The 15,629-nt window shown below is 70.0% G+C and carries 11 protein-coding genes; 7 read left to right on the top strand and 4 right to left on the bottom strand.

Annotated elements, in window-relative coordinates; all coding sequences use genetic code 11:
- Nucleotides 1-9 precede the first annotated feature (9 nt).
- The 4 genes from thrC (at nucleotide 10) to POF43_RS13560 (ending at nucleotide 3,801) form a co-directional block, all read left to right on the top strand.
- Nucleotides 10-1,326, top strand: a complete 1,317-nt coding sequence (gene thrC, locus POF43_RS13545) for a threonine synthase (protein ID WP_271325079.1) — start codon at nucleotides 10-12, stop codon at nucleotides 1,324-1,326.
- A complete protein-coding gene (locus POF43_RS13550) occupies nucleotides 1,323-1,601 on the top strand; it encodes a ubiquitin-like small modifier protein 1 (protein WP_271318650.1) in 279 nt (92 codons plus the stop codon). Before thrC ends, POF43_RS13550 begins: the two co-directional genes overlap by 4 nt.
- A 638-nt stretch (nucleotides 1,602-2,239) precedes the next feature.
- Complete coding sequence (locus tag POF43_RS13555; protein WP_271317744.1) at nucleotides 2,240-2,449, top strand: cold-shock protein; 210 nt, start codon at nucleotides 2,240-2,242, stop codon at nucleotides 2,447-2,449.
- Nucleotides 2,450-2,733: 284 nt separating this feature from the next.
- Nucleotides 2,734-3,801 carry a LacI family DNA-binding transcriptional regulator gene (locus POF43_RS13560; protein ID WP_271317745.1) on the top strand — a complete coding sequence of 356 codons (1,068 nt, stop codon included), beginning with the start codon at nucleotides 2,734-2,736 and terminating at the stop codon, nucleotides 3,799-3,801.
- Nucleotides 3,802-3,958: 157 nt separating this feature from the next.
- Here the strand turns inward: POF43_RS13560 and POF43_RS13565 are convergent, their stop codons facing one another.
- The 4 genes from POF43_RS13565 to POF43_RS13580 form a co-directional block, all read right to left on the bottom strand.
- Nucleotides 3,959-5,608 carry a glycoside hydrolase family 13 protein gene (locus tag POF43_RS13565; RefSeq protein WP_271325864.1) on the bottom strand — a complete coding sequence of 550 codons (1,650 nt, stop codon included), beginning with the start codon at nucleotides 5,606-5,608 and terminating at the stop codon, nucleotides 3,959-3,961.
- 55 nt (nucleotides 5,609-5,663) lie between these two features.
- Nucleotides 5,664-6,557 (bottom strand): carbohydrate ABC transporter permease, encoded by an 894-nt coding sequence (locus POF43_RS13570; protein WP_271315470.1) that lies wholly within the window; start codon nucleotides 6,555-6,557, stop codon nucleotides 5,664-5,666.
- Nucleotides 6,558-6,560: 3 nt separating this feature from the next.
- The gene (locus POF43_RS13575; protein ID WP_271323954.1) at nucleotides 6,561-7,511 is read right to left on the bottom strand and encodes a carbohydrate ABC transporter permease; all 951 of its coding nucleotides are present in this window, start codon (nucleotides 7,509-7,511) and stop codon (nucleotides 6,561-6,563) included.
- A 78-nt stretch (nucleotides 7,512-7,589) separates the two neighbouring features.
- Nucleotides 7,590-8,984: an ABC transporter substrate-binding protein gene (locus POF43_RS13580; RefSeq protein ID WP_271315468.1), complete on the bottom strand. Its 1,395-nt coding sequence runs from the start codon at nucleotides 8,982-8,984 to the stop codon at nucleotides 7,590-7,592.
- Between the two features lie 289 nt (nucleotides 8,985-9,273).
- On the opposite strand from POF43_RS13580, the gene POF43_RS13585 reads away from it, so the two are divergent.
- The 3 genes from POF43_RS13585 to groL all read left to right on the top strand — a co-directional run bounded on the left by POF43_RS13585 (nucleotide 9,274) and on the right by groL (nucleotide 15,427).
- Nucleotides 9,274-10,272 carry a LacI family DNA-binding transcriptional regulator gene (locus POF43_RS13585; RefSeq protein WP_271315467.1) on the top strand — a complete coding sequence of 333 codons (999 nt, stop codon included), beginning with the start codon at nucleotides 9,274-9,276 and terminating at the stop codon, nucleotides 10,270-10,272.
- A 306-nt stretch (nucleotides 10,273-10,578) separates the two neighbouring features.
- The gene (locus POF43_RS13590) at nucleotides 10,579-13,512 is read left to right on the top strand and encodes a CBM35 domain-containing protein (protein WP_271323955.1); all 2,934 of its coding nucleotides are present in this window, start codon (nucleotides 10,579-10,581) and stop codon (nucleotides 13,510-13,512) included.
- 283 nt (nucleotides 13,513-13,795) lie between these two features.
- The gene (gene groL, locus POF43_RS13595) at nucleotides 13,796-15,427 is read left to right on the top strand and encodes a chaperonin GroEL (RefSeq protein WP_271315465.1); all 1,632 of its coding nucleotides are present in this window, start codon (nucleotides 13,796-13,798) and stop codon (nucleotides 15,425-15,427) included.
- Nucleotides 15,428-15,629: the final 202 nt, after the last annotated feature.

The following is a 15,629-nucleotide window of genomic DNA, read 5'->3' on the forward strand; positions in this document are numbered from 1 at the left end:
CCTCGACCCATGGCTGTGCAATCCCCCGCGCCCGGTACGACCGACCCCGGTCCGGCGCCCGCGAACCCCGATGCCCCCTCCGCGTTCGGCCCGGCCGTCGCGCTGTCCTGCCGGGAGTGCGGCGCCCGCGTCCCGCTCGGCCCGGTCTTCGCCTGCGAGGAGTGTTTCGGCCCGCTGGAGGTCGCCTACGACTTCGGCGACGAGGGACCGGAAGCCCTGCGCGCCCGGATCGAGGCCGGCCCGCAGAACATCTGGCGGTACGCGCCGCTGCTGCCGGTACCGGCCGACGTCACCGACAAGCCCAACCTGAACCCGGGCTTCACCAAGCTGGTCAAGGCCGACCGGCTGGCCGCCGAACTCGGCGTCACCGGCGGCCTGTACGTCAAGGACGACTCCGGCAACCCCACGCACTCCTTCAAGGACCGCGTGGTGGCCATCGCCGTCGAGGCGGCCCGCACCTTCGGTCTGACCACCTTGTCGTGCTCCTCCACCGGCAACCTGGCCGGCGCGGTCGGCGCCGCCGCCGTCCGGGCCGGCTTCCGCTCCTGCGTCTTCATCCCCGCCGACCTGGAGGCCGGCAAGGTGGTGATGGCGGCGGTCTACGGCGGTGAGCTCGTCGGCATCGAGGGCACCTACGACGACGTCAACCGCTTCTGCAGCGAGCTGATCGGCGACCCGATCGGCGAGAACTGGGGCTTCACCAACGTCAACCTGCGCCCCTACTACGGCGAGGGGTCCAAGACCCTCGCGTTCGAGATCTGCGAGCAGCTCGGCTGGCGGCTGCCGGACAACATCGTGATCCCGATCGCCTCCGGCTCGCAGCTCACCAAGATCGACAAGGGGCTCCAGGAGCTGATCAGGCTCGGCCTGGTGGCGGACAAGCCGTACCGGATCTACGGCGCCCAGGCCGAGGGGTGCTCGCCGGTGTCGGCCGCGTTCAAGGCCGGCCACGACGTGGTGCGGCCGGTCAGGCCGGACACCATCGCCAAGTCGCTCGCCATCGGCAACCCGGCCGACGGCCCCTACGTGCTCGACATCGCCCGGCGCACCGGCGGCGCGGTGGAGGACGTCGACGACGAGCAGATCGTGGCCGCCATCAAGCAACTGGCCCGCACCGAGGGGATCTTCACCGAGACCGCGGGCGGGGTGACCATCGGCGTGCTGCGCAAGCTCATCGAGAGCGGGCAGCTCGACCCGGCCGCCGAGACCGTCGCGATCAACACCGGCGACGGCCTGAAGACCCTGGACGCCGTGGCGCCCTCGACCGGGATGACCGCCGTCATCCGTCCCACCCTTGACTCGTTCCGAGAGGCTGGCCTCGCATGAGCGTCACCGTTCGCATCCCGACCATCCTGCGCACCTACACCGGCGGCAAGGCGGAGGTTCCGGCCGACGGCGGCACGCTCGCCGAGGTGCTGGACTCGCTGGAGAAGGCCCACCCCGGCATCTCCGCGCGGGTGCTGGACGACCAGGGCAAGCTGCGCCGGTTCGTGAACGTCTACGTCAACGACGACGACGTCCGGTTCGACGAGGGCCTGGCGACGGCCACCCCGGACGGCGCCGGCGTCTCGATCATCCCCGCGGTGGCCGGCGGCTGCTGACCCCTGCCGCCCCACCTGCTGTCCCGCCCCACCAGCCCCACCCGCTCCACCGCACCCCGCGCGCCGGCCGGCCGTACGCCCCGCCGCGCGCCCCCGAGGGACCGGAAACACGTCGGCCGAATGGTGACGCGTTCCGGTCCCTCGGAATTTCCGCCGGCAGCCCCGTTTATTCATCTGACCCGTGGGGCAGGCGCACGCCCTCAGGCACGGTAGGGTGAATGAGGACAGCGGATGTCCCGTAGGTCAGAACAACGCTCCGCGCTGTCGAAACCTCGAAAACCGGCCGTTCCACCGGGCCTGGCGCACCGCAGCACTCCTTGAAGGACCGGTACGCGCATGTGCCGATGACATATGACAACGCGAGAAGTTGTGCCTCGAATTCGGGCACCATTTGTCGTGTCGGTGCCTTATGCCCGGTCCGGGTTGCCCCGGATTGTTTATCGATTTCCGGAAACCACCGATCAGGTGCGTCCAGAATTCCCGGCGGAATGCTCTGTTGCACAGGGCTGCCGTCCAGATACATTCAGCCGCGGTCGACCCCATTCCGGCGCGCGCCCCGGCGCATTCCGGGGGTGGGGCACGGCCACGGACCCGCGGAGGGCGGGCCCGTGCAGGAGCCAGTAATAGGGGAGTTCAGGATGGCTCAGGGCACCGTCAAGTGGTTCAACGCGGAGAAGGGCTACGGCTTCATCGCGGTCGACGGTGGTGCGGACGTCTTCGTGCACTACAGCGCGATCCAGATGGACGGCTACCGCACCCTCGAGGAAGGTCAGCGAGTCGAGTTCGAGATCTCGCAGGGCCAGAAGGGGCCGCAGGCGGACATGGTCCGGCTGGCCACCGCAGGCTGAACCGCCCCCAAGCGGTTCTGGCTCGGCCACGAGCTACGCGAGCGAGGGGCCCACACCCTGTACGGGGTGCGGGCCCCTCCGCGCTGTCCGCGGGCGCGCTGCCCGGAAGCGGAACCTCCGGACCGAGCGGCCCGGCACCCCGGCCGGTCGGCTTGTCGCGTCGCTGACCTGCGATGACATCTGCTTGCGCAAGTAGCTGCGAAGTTGTCGCAAGAACCGAGAAGTTCTCTGAAAGTCTCAAGCTGGTCTATGCAAGGCGGCGCAACTCCCGCGACGATGCTGTCATGACGCGCAGACTCGCCGAAGTGGCCCGCAAGGTGGGCGTGAGCGAGGCGACCGTGAGCCGGGTGTTGAACGGCAAGCCGGGCGTCTCCGACTCCACCCGGCGGGCCGTACTGACCGCCCTGGACGTGCTCGGCTACGAACGGCCCACCCAACTGCGGGGTGTCCGCGCCCGGTTGGTGGGCCTGGTGCTCCCGGAGCTGCAGAACCCGATCTTCCCGGCGCTGGCCGAGGTGGTCGGCGGCGCGCTGGTGCAGCTCGGCTTCACCCCGGTGCTGTGCACCCGCACCGCCGGCGGGCTGACCGAGGCGGAGTACGTGGCGATGCTGCTGGACCAGCAGGTCTCCGGCGTCGTCTTCTGCGGCGGGCTGAGCGCCGAGGAGTACCAGCACCTGCTGGGCCGCGGCGTGCCGGTCGTGCTGCTCAACGCCGCCGTCGACTACAGCGGCATGCCGCAGGAGCACTTCGCGGCGCTGCTGGACGGCGGACAGCTCGGCTTCCCGCAGGTCTCCACCGACGACGCCGCCGCCGTCGAGCAGGCCTTCCACCACCTCACCGCGCTGGGCCACCGCGACATCGCGCTGATGGTGGGACCGGCCGACCACACCCCCTCGCGCCGCAAGACCGCCGCGTTCAACCGGCTCGCCGAGCGGGCCCGGATGGACACCGCCGGGCGGATCGGGCAGGCGCTGTTCTCCTTCGAGGGCGGCCAGGCGGTCGCCGCCGAACTGCTGGCCGCCGGTGCCACCGCGCTGATCTGCGGCAGCGACATACTGGCCCTCGGCGCGGTCCGCGCCGCCCGCCGGGCGGGCCTGTCGGTGCCCGGTGACGTCTCGGTGGTCGGCTTCGACGACTCGGCGTTCATGAACTACACCGACCCGCCGCTGACCACGCTGCGCCAGCCGATCGAGGCGATGGCCCGGGCCGCGGTCACCCTGCTGGTCAACCAGATCGACGGTAACTCCCCGGCGCCCAAGGAACTGCTGCACGAGCCGGAACTCGTCGTCCGCGGCTCCACCGCCCCGCGCACGCTGCCCGCCATGCTCGTGGAGCACCTCGCCCGTTCGTGACGCCCCGCGAGGCCCGTCCGGCGCTGTCCGCCCGCCGTCCGGCCCCCGCCCGTGCGCCGTACCGCCCTCCGTTCCGCCGTCCCCGCCCGTAACGCCGAGGGGGGTGCCCCGCAGGCCCGTTGAGGACCTGGGGGCACCCCCTTCGTGTGGTGTGCCGTCAGCCGCGCAGCCACACCGCGGTGTCGGCCGGCAGCGTGCCGTCGGCCGGCAGCGGCCCGCTGGACAGCAGCACCCGGGCGCCGTCGGGCAGCGCGGCCGGGGCTCCGGAGACGTTGACCAGGCAGCGGAAGCCGTCGCCGCGGCGGAAGTCCAGCACCGCCTCGCCGCCGTCGGACAGCCAGCCGAACTCCGCACCGTGCAGGGCGTCCTCGGCCCGGCGCAGCCCCAGCGCGTCGCGGTACAGCCGCAGCATGGAGTCCGGGTCGGCCTCCTGCGCCTCGACCGTGAAGTCCGCCCAGGCGGCCGGCTGCGGCAGCCACGGCCGCTGCCCGGCGCCCTCGGGGCTGAAGCCGAACGGCGCCCGCGTTCCGCCCCACGGCAGCGGCACCCGGCAGCCGTCGCGGCCCGGGTCGGCGCCGCCGGAGCGGTGGAAGAACGGGTCCTGGCGGTCGGCGTCGGGGATGTCCTCGACCTCCCACAGCCCGAGTTCCTCGCCCTGGTAGACGTAACAGGAGCCGGGCAGCGCCAGGTTGAGCAGCAGCGCGGCGCGTGCGCGGCGGGTGCCGAGCGCGCGGTCGCTGGGCGCGCCGTGCCGCTGCGGGGCGCGGCCCATCGCGGTCTCCTCGCGCCCGTAGCGGGTCACGTGCCGGGTCACGTCATGGTTGGACAGCACCCAGGTGGCCGGCGCCCCGACCGGCGCGTGCGCGGCCAGCGTGCCGTCGATGACGGTACGCAGCGCGGGGCCGTCCCAGGGGCAGTTGAGGTAGTCGAAGTTGAACGCGGTGTGCATCTCGTCGGGACGCAGGTAGTTGGCGAAGCGCCCGGGGTCGTCCAGCCAGACCTCGCCGATCAGGGCGCGCGGCTCGGGGTAGGAGTCGGCCAGCGCGCGCCAGGCGCGGTAGATCTCGTGCACCTCGTCGCGGTCGACGAACGGGTGCGGGCGCGGCCGGGTGACGCCGTTGAAGTCGGGCAGCGCCGGGTCCTTGGCGGGCATGGTGGCCGAGTCGATGCGCACGCCGTCGGCGCCGCGGTCGAACCAGAACCGCAGGACGTCCTCGTGCTCCTCGCGGACCTTGGGGTTGTTCCAGTTCAGGTCGGGCTGCTCGCGGGCGAACAGGTGCAGGTACCACTCGCCCGGGGTGCCGTCCGGCTCGGTCACCCGGGTCCAGGCCGGCCCGCCGAACTCCGACTTCCAGTCGGTGGGCGGCAGTTCGCCGTCGGCGCCGCGGCCGGCCCGGAACCAGAACAGCTCGCGCGCCGCGGAGCCGGGACCGGCGGTGACCGCCTCGGTGAACCACGCGTGCGCGTCGGAGACGTGGTTGGGCACGATGTCGACGATGATCCGCATGCCGAGTTCGTGCGCCTCGGCGATCAGCGCCTCGGCCTCGGCCAGCGTGCCGAACGCCGGGTCGATGCGCCGGTAGTCGGCGACGTCGTAGCCGGCGTCGGCCATCGGGGAGGCGTACCAGGGGTTGAACCACAGGGCGTCGACGCCGAGCCCGGCCAGGTGCGGCAGCCGCGCCCGGACGCCGGCCAGGTCACCGATACCGTCGCCGTCGGCGTCCGCGAAGGAGCGCACGTAGACCTGGTAGATGACGGCGTCGCGCCACCAGGCGCCGGCGGCGGCGGAGTCGTTGCGTGGGGTCATCGGGGTGAGGCTCCTTGCCCGTGGGTGGTGGGGATGGGTGGCGGGGCGGGCCGGGTCAGCCCTTCATGGCCCCGGCGGTCAGGCCGGACATGATGTTGCGCTGGAAGATCAGGAAGAACACCACCGTCGGCACGCACGCGATGGCGAGCGCGGCGATGAACACGTTCTGCGAGATGCCGACGCTGAGCTGGTTGAGGCCGACGTTGACGGTCTGCACGGAGGTCTTCGGCAGTGTCAGCAGCGGCCACAGGAAGTCCTTCCAGACCGCGACGACCGCGAAGATCGACACCACGCCGAGGATCGGCCGCGACATCGGCAGCACGATGGACCACAGGGTGCGCATCGGCCCGGCGCCGTCCACCGCGGCGGCGGCCAGCAGTTCGGTCGGTATGGAGTCGAAGAACCGCTTCAGCAGGAAGATGTTGAAGGCGTTGGCCACCGACGGCAGCCAGATCGCCCAAGGGGTGTTGATCAGGCTGACGTGCAGGAACGGCAGGCTGTTGGCGGTCAGGTAGGTCGGCAGGATGATCACCGTGGTGGGGATCATCAAGGTGGCGAGCATGGCGAACAGCACCGCGTTGCCGAAGATCGGGCGCAGCTTGGAGATGGCGTAGGCGGCGGCCACGTCGAAGACCAGTTGCAGGGCGAGCGCGCCGAGCGCGTAGTACGCGGTGTTCCACAGCAGCCGGCCCAGGTGCAGCACCTGCCAGGCGGTGGAGTAGTTGCCCGGGTGGGCCGCGTGCGGCACCACGGTGGGCGGGGTCTGGATGATCTCCTGCGGGGACTTCAGGCCGCCGGTGATCATCCAGTACAGCGGGAACAGGAAGACCAGCGCGAACAGGACCATCAGGACCCAGAAGACGGTCCAGTACAGGACGCGCCCGGCCGGGCGGGCCAGTTGGGCCTGGGAGACCAGGGTGCGCGTCTGGGTGTCGAACGCCGTTGCCATCGGTCAGTCCTCCTCGGCGCGACGGCTCAGCCACAGGTAGCCGGCGGAGAAGCCGAGCAGCACCAGGAGCAGGACCACGCCCAGCGCCGAGGCGCTGCCGTAGTTGTTGAAGTTGAACGCGTACTGGTAGATCAGGTAGACCACCGACGCGGTGTTGTTCGACGACGCGGTGATCACGTAGGGCTCGACGAAGACCTGCATGGTGCCGACGACCTGGAGCAGCAGCATCATCGACAGGATCAGCCGGGTCTGCGGGATGGTGATGTGCCAGATCCGCCGCAGGATTCCGGTGCCGTCGACCTCGGCGGCCTCGTACAGCTCACCGGGGATGCCCTGGAGCGAGGCGAGGTAGACCAGCACCGTGCCGCCCATGTTGATCCAGGTGGAGAACAGCACCAGGCACAGCACGGCCAGGGTGTGCGAGGACTGGAGCCACTGGACGGGCGGCAGGTGCAGCGCGTGCAGCACCGCGTTGAACAGGCCGGCGTCGTCGGGGCTGTAGAACCAGCGCCACAGGAAGGCGGCGGCCACCGGCGGCATCATGACGGGCAGGTAGACCAGCAGCCGGAAGTACGAGCGCACGTGCCGCAGTTCGTTCATCACCACGGCGGTCAGGAACGGCACCGCGTAGCCGAAGACCAGCGCGAACAGCGTGAACAGGCCGGTGGTGCGCCAGGCCTCGCCGAAGCTGGGGTCGGCGAAGACGTGCCGGTAGTTCTCCAGGCCGACCCAGCGGCTGGTGCCGGCGAAGTTGGTGTACTGGAAGCTCATGATCACTTCGCGGATCATGGGGTACCAGGAGAAGACCGCGAAGCACAGCACCGCGCCGGCCATGAACAGGTAGGCGGTGGAGTGTTCCCGCAGCCGCCGTCGAAGCGGCATCCGGCGCCGGTCTCCGGCCGCCGCGTTCCGCGCGTCGCGTGCCGTGGCACGGGTGAGGTTGATCGTCGCCATGGGATGAGGGCTCTCGTCGGGGGACGGACGGCCGCGGGCCGCGCGGGGTGGGCTCCCCGCGCGGCCGGTGCGTCGGTGTCAGTGCTGGGCGTTGGCCAGGACGGTGTTGGTGGCCGTCTTGAAGGTGTCCAGCAGCTGCTGGGCGTTGGCGTTGGGGTTGGTCAGGATGGAGTCCATCGCCTTGTCGCCCTGCGCGTAGATCGCCTGGGCCTGCGGCGGCTCGATGATCAGGTGCATCGTCGGCGTCGAGGCCACGTAGGAGGCGAAGTTGTCGGTGGGGATGTTGGCGTACTTCTTCATCACCGAGGTGTCGGCGACGGCGGCCGCGCCGCTCCACAGGTCCGGCTCCGGCAGGCCGACCGGCTGCTTGGTGGCCGCCAGCCGCTTGTAGTTGAACTGGCCGATGCCGGAGGTCATGAACTCGTAGTTCACGAACTTGATGCCGGCCTCGATCTGCGCCGGGCTGTCGTTCTTGTTGAACATGTAGCCCGAACCGCCGACCAGGGCCGCGGTCGGCTTGCTCACACCGGGCATCGGGCCGACGCCGAGGTTGGTGTACGCGGTCTTGTACTGGGTGTGGATGGCGGTGAGGTTGTCGGGCGAGCCGACGTACATGCCGAGCTTGCCGGAGGCCATCATCTGGAGCAGGTCGTTGTACTGCAGGCCCTGCTTGGTGCCCATCACGTTGTCGGTGAAGCGCAGCTTGTGCAGGAACTGCAGGGTGGCCAGGCCCTGGGCGTTGTCGAACGAGGCGGTCTTGCCGTCGGCGCTGACCATCGTGCCGCCGCGCGAGTACATCTCGGCCGCGAAGTGCCAGCCGCCGGTGTTGCCGGCGCTGTAGTCGCCGTAGCCGACCACGCCGCCGCCGAGCTTGTTGATGGCGATGGCGTCGGTCTCGACCTGGTCCCAGGTGGTCGGCGGCTTGTTCGGGTCGAGGCCGGCCCGCTTGAACAGCGCCTTGTTGTAGACCATGCCGAGGCTGTAGTTGCCGGTGGGCACGCCGTACAGGTCACCGGTGGACTGGTTGCCCTGGCGGTAGACGTTCATCAGCGAGCTCTGGATGCTGCTGACCTCGTTGATGTCGCCGGTGTACTTCTGGATGTCGGCGGCCTGGCCGGAGTCGATGACGTTGTCGGCGTCGGTGAAGTACGTGTAGAAGACGTCGTCCATCTTGCCGCTGGCCAGCTTGGCGTTGAAGGTGGCCGGGTCGTCGCACGGGTTGGTGTCGTCGCTGACCACCGTGACCTTGGGGTTCTGCTTCTCGAACGCCTTGACGTCGTCCACCCAGCCGTCCCGCGAGACCGGCTTGGAGGTCGGCGGCTCGCACCCGACGCTGATGGTGACCTTGCCGTCCGCCGAGGCCTTGGTCCCGGAACCCGAGCCGCCGCAGGCGGTCAGCCCGAGCGCGAGGCCCGCGGTGAGGGTGGCGGCGAGGAGTATCCGGGCACGGCCGCCCGGTCTGATACCAGTCATCTTGGTGTCCCTGAGTGGAGTTATCATGTGCCGCCGCGTACGGCGCGGTGAGTCCGGTGCGGGCGCGGCCCTGCCCGCACGGTGAGGCCCGGGGGGCAGGCGGCTCCGGCCCCTGGATCGACCGCTCCCGGGGTAAGGGCGGCGGCATCGGTCCGGCGTGCAGCACAAGGTACGGCTCACCCTGCCGACCTGCAATAGTGAAACGAATTTACGCAAAAAGCTGATCGCTCAGCGAAAGCTGATGCAGGACTACTGCAAACGGACGCAGGTCTATGACATATTGCGTTGCATGACTCGCAGACTCGCCGAAGTGGCCCGCAAGGTCGGCGTGAGTGAGGCCACGGTCAGCCGCGTCCTGAACGACAAACCGGGCGTCTCCGACACCACCCGGCAGGCCGTCCTCACCGCGCTGGACGTCCTCGGCTACGAACGGCCCACCCAGCTGCGCGGCGTACGCGCCCGGCTGGTGGGCGTCGTGGTGCCGGAGCTGCAGAACCCGATCTTCCCGGCGCTGGCCGAGGTGGTCGGCGGCGCGCTGGTGCAGCTCGGTTTCACCCCGGTGCTGTGCACCCGCTCGGCCGGCGGGCTGACCGAGGCGGAGTACGTGGCGATGCTGCTGGACCAGCAGGTCTCCGGCGTCGTGTTCTGCGGCGGGCTGAGCGCCGAGGAGTACGCCAACCTGCTGGGCCGCGGCGTGCCCGTCGTGCTGCTCAACGCCGCCGTGGACCATCCCGGCTTCCCGCAGGTCTCCACCGACGACGCCGCCGCCGTCGAGCAGGCCTTCCACCACCTGGTCTCCCTCGGCCACCGCGACATCGCGCTCATGGTCGGCCCGACCGCGCACGTGCCGTCCCGGCGCAAGACCGAGGCGTTCACCCGGCTCGCCGCCCGCGCCGGGCTCGACATCACCGGCCGGATCGGCCAGGCGCTGTTCTCCTTCGAAGGCGGCCAGGCCGTCGCCGGCGAACTGCTGGCGGCCGGCGCCACCGCCGTCATCTGCGGCAGCGACATCCTCGGCCTCAGCACGGTCCGCGCCGCCCGCCGGGCCGGCCTGCGGGTGCCGGCCGACGTCTCGGTGGTCGGCTTCGACGACTCGGCGTTCATGAACTACACCGACCCGCCGCTGACCACCCTGCGCCAGCCCATCGACGCGATGGCCCGCGCCGCCGTCGCGCTGCTCGTCAACCAGATCGAGGGAAACGCGCCCACCCCCAAGGAACTCCTGCACGAACCGGAGCTGGTGGTACGGATGTCGACCGGCCCGGTGCGCCGCCCGCCGGCCGACTGACGTGGTGCCCCGGGGGCGAACGGGGCGAATGGGGTAAGCCTCAGCGGCTGTTGACGCCTTTCTGCAAGAAGGCGACAGAAAATGGCTGCCGAATTCGGCGAAGAGGGTCTTCCGACCGGGGTTGTTCCGGCAAATGGGCAGCTCAACGGCGTATGCAAGCCGAGTAACCATAATCGCGGCCGACTGTCAGTTATTTTCTTCATCCGCGCGAAACATTGTGGGAATTTGTCGGCAGCACTACTGTGCGCGTCAATTCACTCGGCTCCACGCTCTGTTGACCCTCTCCTTTCCCCCTGGAGCACCGTCATGCCCACGAATCGCGCCGGAAGACCCCGGGCGCTGCCCCTGCTCACCCTCTTCGCACTGCTGCTCGCGCTCGCCGGGTTCACCGCCCAGCGCGCCGCCGCGGCGACCACCACCTACCAGGCCGAGTCCGCCGCCCTGTCGGGTGGCGCGGTCGCCGGCACCGACCACACCGGTTACACCGGCAGCGGCTTCGTCGAGGGCTACACCGACACCGACAAGGGCACCGCCGCCACCACCTTCACCGTCAGCGCCGCCTCCGCCGGGTCCTACACCTCGGGCCTGCGCTACTCCAACGGAACCGGCGCCACCATGACGCTGTCGGTCTACGTCAACGGCACCAAGTCCGTGCAGCTGTCGCTGCCGGCCACCGCCGACTGGAACACCTGGACCACCGCCAGCAGCACCGTCACGCTGAAGTCGGGCTCCAACACCATCGCCTACAAGTTCGACAGCACCGACTCGGGCAACGTCAACCTCGACGACATCGCGCTCGCCCCGGTCGCCTCCGCCCCGTCCGGCCAGTACGAGGCCGAGTCCGCCGCGCTGGCCGGCGGCGCGGTCGTCGGCACCGACCACACCGGCTACACCGGCACCGGGTTCGTCGAGGGCTACACCGACACCGACAAGGGCACCGCCGCCACCACCTTCACCGTCAGCGCCTCGGCGGCCGGCACCGCGCCCGTCGCGCTGCGGTACGCCAACGGCACCACGGCGACCATGACGCTGTCGGTCTACGTCAACGGCACCAAGGCGCTCCAGACCTCGCTGCCGGCCACCGCCGACTGGAACACCTGGACCACCAAGTCCGAGACCCTGACCCTGAAGTCGGGCTCGAACACGATCGCCTACAAGTACGACACCACCGACTCCGGCAACGTCAACATCGACAACATCACCGTCGGTGCGATCACCACCGGCGGCGGTGGCGGCGGCACCTCGTCGGCGCCCGGCCAGGTCTACCAGGCCTCCACCGCGTTCTTCACCGGCGGCCCGGCGGTCGCCACCAGCCTGTCGGGCTACACCGGCAGCAGCTACCTCAGCGGCTTCACCGCGCAGGGCTCCGAGGTCGCCATCACCACCGACGTGCCCTCGGCCGGCAACTACCCGGTCGCCGTCGGCTACGACAACACCACCGGCTCCGCGCAGACCGTCTCGCTCTACCTCAACGGCGTGAAGAACGGCCAGCTGAGCCTGCCGGCCGGCACCGGATGGCAGTACGTGTCCAAGACCGTCGCGCTGCGCTCCGGCCTCAACCTCATCGGCTACCAGACCGACTCCGGCGACTCCGGCAACGTGGCCATCGACAACACCGTGGTCAACGGCGGCACCGCGCTGGCCGACCCGGGCGCCACCGCCCCGTACACCGAGTACCGCGCGGCCGCCGCGACGACCAACGGCACCGTGCTCGCGGCCAGCACCGCCTACCCGAGCCTGTCGGCGGAGTCCACCGCCCGCCAGTCGGTGCAGCTGAAGTCCACCGGCCAGTACGTGTCGTTCACCCTGACCAAGCCGGCCAACTCCATCGTGGTGCGCTACTCCATCCCCGACTCCTCCGACGGGTCGGCCTACACCGCGCCGCTGGCGGTCTACTCCGGCGCCACGAAGGTCACCGACCTGACGCTGACCAACAAGTACTCCTGGCTGTACGGCGGCGGCTACTACGACACCAACGCGCCCAGCGACGGCACCGGCCACCACTTCTTCGACGAGACCTCGGCGCTGATCGGCAACCAGCCGGCCGGCACCGTCATCAAGCTCCAGAAGGACGCCGCCGACACCGCCGCGTCGTACACCATCGACGTGCTGGACGCCGAGCAGGTCGACCCGGCGTACACCATGCCGTCCGGCTACACCTCGGTGACCAGCTACGGCGTCACGCCCAACAGCGGCGCCGACGACACCAACGCCATCAACAGCGCGCTGTCCGCGCTGTCGGGCACCGGCACCGGCCTGTGGTTCCCGGCCGGCACCTACGACATCTCCGGCCGGGTCAGCCTCGCCAACGTCGCGGTCCGCGGCGCCGGCGAGTGGTACACCAAGATCCAGGCCACCGCGGAGAACGGCTCCGGCGGCCTGTACACCACCGGCGGCAAGAACCAGATCGCCGACCTGACCATCTCCGGTGACCAGACCTCCCGCAACAACGACTCCGGCGCGGCTGGCATCGAGGGCACCTTCACCTCCGGCTCACTGCTGTTCGACGTGTGGATCGAGCACACCAAGGTCGGCCTGTGGGCGAACCCCGGCAGTGGCCTGGAGGTGGCCGGCCTGCGGGTGCGCGACGTGTTCGCCGACGGCATCCACGTGCACGGCGGCAGCAACAACACCCACGTCGAGCAGTCCTTCGTGCGCAACACCGGTGACGACGAGATCGCCCTGGACACCGAGGGCGGCCAGGTCACCAACTGCGACGTCACCCACAACACCGTCTCCAGCCCCATCCAGGCCAACGGCATCGGGGTCTACGGCGGCGCGAACAACACCATCGAGCACAACGCGGTCAGCGACACCGTGGCCTTCGGCTCCGGCATCACCATCAGCACCGCGTTCGGCGGCGGTTTCACCGGCGCCACCACCGTCGCCAACAACACCTTGACCCGCACCGGCTCCTACAACGTCAACTGGGGCTCGTCGCTGGGCGGCCTGTGGATCTACGCCAGCCAGTCCGACATCACCCAGCCGGTCAGCGTCACCGGCAACACCATCACCAAGAGCACGTACGAGGGCGTCCTGCTCAGCTACGCCCACCAGATCAGCAACCTGACCCTGACCAACGACACCATCAGCGGCGCCGGCACCTACGGCATCAACATCAACGACGTCACCGGCTCCCTGACCGCCACCGGAGTCACCGTCAGCGGTACCTCCTCCGGCGGTCTGAACAACCCGAACGGGTACACCGTCAACCGCGGCTCGGGCGACAGCGGCTTCTGACCGCCCCCCGCCACCCGGCGGCCCCGGTCCCGCCAGCCCGGCGGGACCGGGGCCGCGCCGCGTCCGCCACCTGCGGTTCTGCCCCATCACCCCCTCAGGCGCTTGCACTCGATGGGTCAGAGTGCTAACTATTGGCGTTAGCACTCTGACGTTGAGAGTGACAGAAGGACCGGTTCGACGAGGTCCGTGGGGTACCGGGAAGTGACCGGTGTCCGGCGGGCCGTCCGTCGCGGGCGTCGCATCGGTCCGGAGCAATCCACCCCGTCCGGGAGGACCACTTCACATGGCCAAGATCATCGCGTTCGACGAGGAGGCTCGGCGCGGCCTCGAGCGCGGGATGAACCAGCTCGCCGACGCCGTCAAGGTGACTCTCGGCCCCAAGGGCCGCAACGTCGTCCTCGAGAAGAAGTGGGGCGCCCCCACGATCACCAACGATGGTGTTTCCATCGCCAAGGAGATCGAGCTGGAGGACCCGTACGAGAAGATCGGCGCCGAGCTGGTCAAGGAGGTCGCGAAGAAGACGGACGACGTCGCCGGTGACGGCACGACGACCGCGACCGTCCTGGCGCAGGCGCTGGTCCGCGAGGGCCTGCGCAACGTCGCCGCCGGTGCCAACCCGATGGCCCTCAAGCGTGGCATCGAGAAGGCCGTCGAGGCCGTCTCCGCCCAGCTGCTGGAGCAGGCCAAGGATGTGGAGACCAAGGAGCAGATCGCTTCGACCGCCTCCATCTCCGCCGCCGACACCCAGATCGGCGAGCTCATCGCCGAGGCCATGGACAAGGTCGGCAAGGAAGGCGTCATCACCGTCGAGGAGTCGCAGACCTTCGGGCTCGAGCTCGAGCTCACCGAGGGCATGCGCTTCGACAAGGGCTACATCTCGGCGTACTTCGCGACCGACATGGAGCGGATGGAGGCGTCGCTCGACGACCCCTACATCCTGATCGTCAACTCCAAGATCTCCGCGGTCAAGGACCTGCTCCCGCTGCTGGAGAAGGTCATGCAGTCCGGCAAGCCGCTGCTGATCATCGCCGAGGACGTCGAGGGCGAAGCCCTGTCGACCCTGGTCGTCAACAAGATCCGCGGCACCTTCAAGTCCGTCGCCGTCAAGGCTCCGGGCTTCGGCGACCGCCGCAAGGCGATGCTGAACGACATCGCCATCCTCACCGGTGGCACGGTCATCTCCGAAGAGGTCGGCCTCAAGCTGGACAACGCCGGGCTGGACCTGCTCGGCCGCGCCCGCAAGGTCGTCATCACCAAGGACGAGACCACCATCGTCGACGGTGCCGGCGACAGCGACCAGGTCGCGGGCCGCGTCAACCAGATCCGCGCCGAGATCGAGCAGTCGGACTCCGACTACGACCGCGAGAAGCTCCAGGAGCGCCTCGCCAAGCTGGCCGGCGGCGTGGCCGTCATCAAGGCCGGCGCGGCCACCGAGGTGGAGCTCAAGGAGCGCAAGCACCGCATCGAGGACGCGGTGCGCAACGCCAAGGCCGCCGTGGAAGAGGGCATCGTCGCCGGTGGCGGCGTGGCGCTCATCCAGGCTTCCTCGGTGTTCGAGAAGCTGGAGCTGGACCTGACCGGCGACGAGGCCACCGGTGCCGCGATCGTCAAGCTGGCCCTGGAGGCCCCGCTCAAGCAGATCGCCATCAACGGTGGTCTCGAAGGCGGCGTCGTGGTGGAGAAGGTGCGCAACCTCCCCACCGGCCACGGCCTGAACGCCGCGACCGGCGAGTACGTCGACCTGGTCGCGACCGGCATCATCGACCCGGCCAAGGTCACCCGTTCGGCGCTGCAGAACGCCGCCTCCATCGCGGCGCTCTTCCTCACCACCGAGGCCGTCATCGCCGACAAGCCGGAGAAGTCCGCCCCCGCGGGCGACCCGACCGGTGGCATGGGCGGTGGCATGGACTTCTGATCCCCCGGGATCGGAACTCCGCGCCGCACGCAGGACGCGCAGTACCCGCAGTACCCGCAGCAAACTGAAGGCGGCATCCCCGGTCGGGGGTGCCGCTTTCGGCGTTGGGGGGTGGGTTTCGGCGTTGGGGGCGGGCGCGGGCGCGGGCGCGGGGGCGGCGGGGGCACGGCCGGGGCTCGGGGTGCGGGGTGCGGGGTGCGGG

This window comes from Streptantibioticus silvisoli (assembly GCF_027947535.2).
GTDB lineage: Bacteria > Actinomycetota > Actinomycetes > Streptomycetales > Streptomycetaceae > Streptantibioticus_C > Streptantibioticus_C silvisoli.